This window comes from Paraburkholderia tropica, from assembly GCF_914484835.1.
GTDB classification, from domain to species: domain Bacteria; phylum Pseudomonadota; class Gammaproteobacteria; order Burkholderiales; family Burkholderiaceae; genus Paraburkholderia; species Paraburkholderia tropica_A.
On the sequence record NZ_CAJZAR010000076.1, the window covers coordinates 1 to 623 of the forward strand.

A 623-nucleotide genomic window follows, 5' to 3' on the forward strand; every position below is an offset into this window, starting at 1 on the left:
CATGCTCGATCCGGCCGATTCGCGCATCGCGCTGCAACAGGCCGAAGCGAATCTCGGCCAGACCGTGCGCCAGGTGCGCGGCCTCTTCGCCGACGACAGCCAGTACGAAGCCCAGGTTGCCGTGCGTCGTGCCGACCTGTCGCGCGCGCAGGACGATCTGCGCCGCCGCATGCTGGTCGCGCAGACGGGCGCGGTCTCGCAGGAAGAAATCTCGCACGCCCGCGACGCCGAAAAGAGCGCCGAAGCCGCGCTCGAAGCCGCGCAGCAGCAACTCGCCGCGAACCAGGCGCTGACCGCGAACACGACCATCGCGAACCATCCGAACGTGATGGCCGCCGCCGCCAAGGTGCGCGACGCGTATCTCGCGAACGCGCGCAACACGCTGCCCGCGCCGGTCACGGGGTATGTGGCGAAGCGTTCGGTGCAGGTCGGCCAGCGCGTCTCGCCGGGCACGCCGCTGATGTCGGTGGTGCCGCTGAATTCGCTGTGGATCGACGCGAACTTCAAGGAAGTGCAGCTCAAGCACATGCGCATCGGCCAGCCGGTGGAGATGACGGCGGACGTGTATGGTTCGTCGGTGGTCTATCACGGCAAGGTGGTGGGCTTCTCGGCGGGCACGGGTT

Annotated in this window: 1 protein-coding gene; it reads left to right on the forward strand. The window is 68.2% G+C overall.

The window, feature by feature from the left end:
- A partial coding sequence (locus LDO54_RS28410; protein WP_224014290.1) for an efflux RND transporter periplasmic adaptor subunit occupies nt 1-623 on the forward strand: 623 nt, incomplete at both ends.